The sequence below is a fragment of the Heyndrickxia acidiproducens DSM 23148 genome (assembly GCF_000374345.1).
In the GTDB taxonomy this organism is placed as follows: domain Bacteria; phylum Bacillota; class Bacilli; order Bacillales; family Bacillaceae_C; genus Weizmannia; species Weizmannia acidiproducens.
Map to the genome: position 1 here is coordinate 1 of NZ_KB894062.1, position 4,510 is coordinate 4,510.

Sequence of the window (4,510 nt, forward strand, 5' to 3'; positions counted from 1 at the left end):
AAAAAAGAAGCAGAACAATGCCTCCTTGAACCTGTAAGGAAGAAAAGGATCACATATTCTGCTTTGTAAGAACGCATTTTATTTTACAACCAGTGAGGCTAACAGCCTTTCCAGAGTGGTGGGCGACCACTATCCTTCGTCGCGGGCTTTTTTGTTTTTTAAACAACTAAGTTTCGTTACGTCGTGACAAAGCGTTAAAGGTAAGATAGGCCGCAAGGCGTACCTTAACCTGATGCTTTATTCTGGAATTAGGGTGAGATTCCCTAACACGATTCGCAAAAAACACTGTTTGTTTTGCGTGGTAAGATTTTTCTTATAACAAACGTTTGATATTTATGTCTATAGATGTCTGCGTTTTTAGAAACGGTATGATCCCACTGTTTTTCATCTGAAACGGTCTTTTAAAGTAAAAGCCTCATGGCAAATCATTGCCGGCAGCAAAATAGATGTCATACCATTCTTGGCGGGACAGTGTGATGGTTGACGCCTTTGCAATTTTTTCAAGGCGTCCCGGGTTCATGGTTCCGACAACGACTTGAATCTTAGCCGGGTGTCTGAGGATCCATGCTGTTGCAATCGCCATTTTTGAAACGCCTTTTTCTTTCGCCAATTGGCCGAGCTTGTCATTCAGTTCAGGAAATTTCGGGTTATCAATAAACACGCCTTCAAAGAATCCGTATTGGAAAGGCGACCATGCCTGGATTGTCATATCATGAAGGCGTGAATATTCGAGCACACCGCCGTCATGGTTGATGCTGCGTTCGTCCTTCATGTTTACATGCATGCCATAATCAATCATCCCGGTATGTTTGATACTGAATTGCAATTGGTTAACAATCAGTTTTTGGGAAATATATTTTTGGACCAGTTCAACTTGGTAAGGGTGGAAGTTGCTTACCCCGAACTGGCGCACTTTTCCGGAATTTTGCAGAATCGAAAAGGCTTCCGCAATTTCTTCCGGTTCCATTAACGGATCAGGACGGTGCAGCAGCAAAATATCCAGGTAGTCCGTTTGCAGCCGCTGCAAGCTGCCGTCTACCGCTTCTAAAATATGTTCTTTAGAGAAATTGTACATATGGTCTTCGATTCCGCATTTTGACTGGAGAATAATATCTTCCCGTTTAACAGAGGTTTGTTTTAAAGCTTCTGCAAAAGTTCTTTCGGATTCCCCTTTACCGTACTTGTCCGCATGGTCGAAGAAATTAATGCCCTGCTCGACAGCCGTTTCAATCATCGTTTGGGCATCTTTTTCAGCTAATGCGTCCATGCGCATGCAGCCTAGTGCAATCTCTGACCCCAAAATGCCGCTTTTGCCAAGATCAATTTGATTCATTTGCAATTCCTCCTGTTAGAATGTATTCACAACCTTATTTTAGGGGTTAGACCTAGTCTTTAGTCAATTAAAACGGTTTGGGATAAGTTTTGCAGCCGGGAAGGAACAGAGATGGAGATTATGATAAAGCCATTAAAAAGGATGATACATTATAGCAAATATTGAAATGGACAGTACCATTTTAAACCTGCCAATTAACGCTGTTTGTTAAGGTTCGTGAACCTTCAGATATATTTACTTTTCTTGATAATATTTCCGATATACGTTAGGGGTTATATTTTCATATTTTTTAAATGTCTTAATGTAGTATCCTGGTTCGTTGAATCCCAATTCATCGCTGATTTGTGCAATAGACAGGTCTGTTTTCTCTAATAATGGTTTAGACCATTCTATTTTTTGGAGGGATATGAAAGTAGAGAAATTAATTCCCGTTTCTTTTACAAATAACCGGCTGAAATAACCGGTGCTGATGTGGCATAAACCGGCTAACTTTTGTTGCGAAAACTTTTTGCCTTTATTTTTGAAGATATAGTCAAAGGCAGGTTGTAATGTTTTATTTTTACAAACAAGGTGATCATTGAGCGATGTTTTTACATAAGCGCTTGTAACCGTATTTGCCAACTCCTTCTTTATATGTTGAATATTATCCAGGGAATATCCGGTTGCAACGTCATCCATTGCAGGTTTTTCTTTCAGCGGAGCCAATTTCTTATACGCTTCTAAAATTAAATTTTTATTCATCGCCTCCTCGACGATATAGTTGGATAGACGATAGAGCATTTGAGCAGCTTCTTTAATTTCGGAATAAGAGAGAGTCGGGATTGAATCGTATAATCGATTTATTTCTTCTTTATGGTCAACTTGTGCAAGTCTTTTTGCCGGAACGGTCAGCATTTGTTCAAGTGTTTGCTGTTCCCCGCTGTCGGCGAGCCTTACTTCCCCTGCCATGATAGCGCCTACATATTGATCATCAACAATAATCGGGATGGCCATGTCAATAATATTCCAATGGCATAAATAGATATAAGGAGCATTTGTTCTGACAGCTTCCAGGCCTCCTCTGGCATCACATTTTTCACAAAGCTTTGCCGTTTTTGGATTGCCACGCATCATTTTACAGAAAGGGCGAACATCACTGTGATGCGTAATGGGTACTCCTCTATAGTCAACGGTGATGATCGCCAGTTTTGTAACATTGGAAAGAGAGTCTTGAAGATTTTTCCACTTCTTTAAATCCAGTATTTTATCCAAATGCATGTAACGCGTATTCAACGTGCTTCTCCCTCCCTTATATTTATCGGAAAAATAGGTATGTGTTCGAAGACAAAAATCATCCCCCTGTACATAAAGTTAAATATTACAAAATTGCCTGAATATCAGCACGTTCATCATAAGATTGGAAATGATATTTTAACGCATCCCTATATCAAAATAATACCACTTTAATAGAAATAGCAAAATAATACAATAAATAATTGTAAAAAGTCGTTGTTTAAGTCCAATGTATTTCGGGGAAAAGGGTGGTAAGCTTAATTTATGTAAGGGATTACAAAATCTGATTTGGAGGGAATATCCATGAGAAAAGCATTTATTTGTCCTACCAAATATGTCCAAGGCGAAGATGAAATTTTAAACTTAGGTTATTTTGTGAAAACATACGGTACCTCTGCATTATTAATCGCACATCCTGATGATGCAAATCGTGTAAGGGAAAAATTGGATGCAACGGCAGCAAAATTTGGCATTACATTTATAGAAAGCGGATTCAATGGTGAATGTTCGCGACAAGAAATTGCCAGATTAAAAGAAGTAGCGAAAGCAAACAACTGTGATTGTACAATCGGTTTAGGCGGTGGAAAGGCGCTTGACACATCAAAATGTGTGGCAGAGGGAGATGCATTAATCATTGTGCCAACGATCGCCGCTACGGATGCACCAACCAGCCACTCTGCAGTTATGTATACACCGGAGGGGGCTTTTGATGATTACGCATATTTTAAACAAAGCCCGAGTGTCATCTTAATTGATACGACGGTAATTGCCCATGCGCCAACCAGATTTCTGGTTTCCGGAATGGGGGATGCATTGTCCACTTATTTTGAAGCAAGAGCAACAGCACGTTCATTTTCTAAAGTTAATGCAGGTTTACCTTGTGGCGTCAGGGAAGGCTTATGTCCGCCGGCAAGCGGTACAAATGCAGCATTGGCGTTAGCTAAACATTGTTATCAGACATTGTTGGAAGATGGGATGAAAGCAAAAGCTGCGAGCGATTGTAATACTGTAACGCCAGCCTTGGAAAATATTATTGAAACCAATATTTTATTATCAGGCTTGGGGTTTGAAAGCGGCGGATTGGCAGGCGCCCATGCGATTCATGATGGTCTGACGATTTTAGAAGGAGCGCATGCGTATTATCATGGTGAAAAAGTAGCTTTCGGTACATTGGCACAATTAGTACTGGAAGACGCACCGAAACAGGAAATTGAAGAAGTGTTAAATTTCTGTTTGGCAGTGGGGTTGCCGGTATGTCTTGCTGATATTGGAGTGGATCATATTACGCAAGAAGAATTAATGGAGGTTGCCAATAAAACTTGTATCCCGGAAGAGTCGATCTATTCTATGCCATTTCCTGTTACACCAGAGTCGGTAGCGGCAGCAATCATTGCGGCTGACAAAATTGGAAGCGATTATAAAGCTGAAAAACTGCTAAAAGCGTGACCATTAAGGAAAAACTTTAAAAATATCAGCCAGGCAATATAAGCATGCATGCCTACAGTGTGCATGCCCGCCTGCGCTTAAATGTTCCATTTTACATAGAAAGAGATGGGGGGAAAAGCCATGAAAAAAATTTTGAATGACCCGAAAAATGTGCTTGATGAAATGCTGCAAGGCTTTGTGTATGCAAATGAAGACAAGGTCGGACGGATTGAAGGAACCGGCGTCATCTACCGCAAGTTTACAGACGAAGGCAAGGTCGGGCTGGTGAGTGGCGGAGGCAGCGGGCATGAACCGAGCCATGCCGGTTTTGTAGGAAAAGGGATGCTGAGTGCGGCTGTCTGCGGGGAAGTATTTACTTCGCCAACGCCGGACCAGATTTTTGAAGCGATAAAAAAAGCGGACCAGGGTGCCGGCGTATTTTTAATTGTGAAGAATTACACGGGTGATGTGATGAATTTT

4 protein-coding genes are annotated in these 4,510 nt (G+C 41.0%); 2 read left to right on the top strand and 2 right to left on the bottom strand.

Translation table 11 applies throughout. From position 1 onward, the window contains the following. Positions 1–415: 415 nt before the first annotated feature. Entirely contained in the window at positions 416–1,333 is a 918-nt protein-coding gene (locus tag C232_RS0118015; RefSeq protein WP_018665501.1) for an aldo/keto reductase, read from the bottom strand. 234 nt (positions 1,334–1,567) lie between these two features. Beyond that, a complete protein-coding gene (locus C232_RS0118020; protein WP_040400309.1) occupies positions 1,568–2,590 on the bottom strand; it encodes a PocR ligand-binding domain-containing protein in 1,023 nt (340 codons plus the stop codon). A gap of 318 nt (positions 2,591–2,908) precedes the next feature. Here C232_RS0118020 and C232_RS0118025 point away from each other — a divergent pair, with 318 nt between their 5' ends. Then, positions 2,909–4,051: a glycerol dehydrogenase gene (locus C232_RS0118025; RefSeq protein WP_018665503.1), complete on the top strand. Its 1,143-nt coding sequence runs from the start codon at positions 2,909–2,911 to the stop codon at positions 4,049–4,051. A 120-nt stretch (positions 4,052–4,171) separates the two neighbouring features. Continuing rightward, positions 4,172–4,510 (top strand): dihydroxyacetone kinase subunit DhaK (locus C232_RS0118030; RefSeq protein WP_018665348.1); only part of this gene is annotated, 339 nt, incomplete at its 3' end.

Excerpts from the sequence above, each read along its gene's own strand:
- C232_RS0118015 (WP_018665501.1), bottom strand. The coding sequence starts at position 1,333 with ATGAATCAAATTGATCTTGGCAAAAGCGGCATTTTGGGGTCAGAGATT.
- C232_RS0118020 (WP_040400309.1), bottom strand. The coding sequence starts at position 2,590 with ATGCATTTGGATAAAATACTGGATTTAAAGAAGTGGAAAAATCTTCAA.
- C232_RS0118025 (WP_018665503.1), top strand. The coding sequence starts at position 2,909 with ATGAGAAAAGCATTTATTTGTCCTACCAAATATGTCCAAGGCGAAGAT.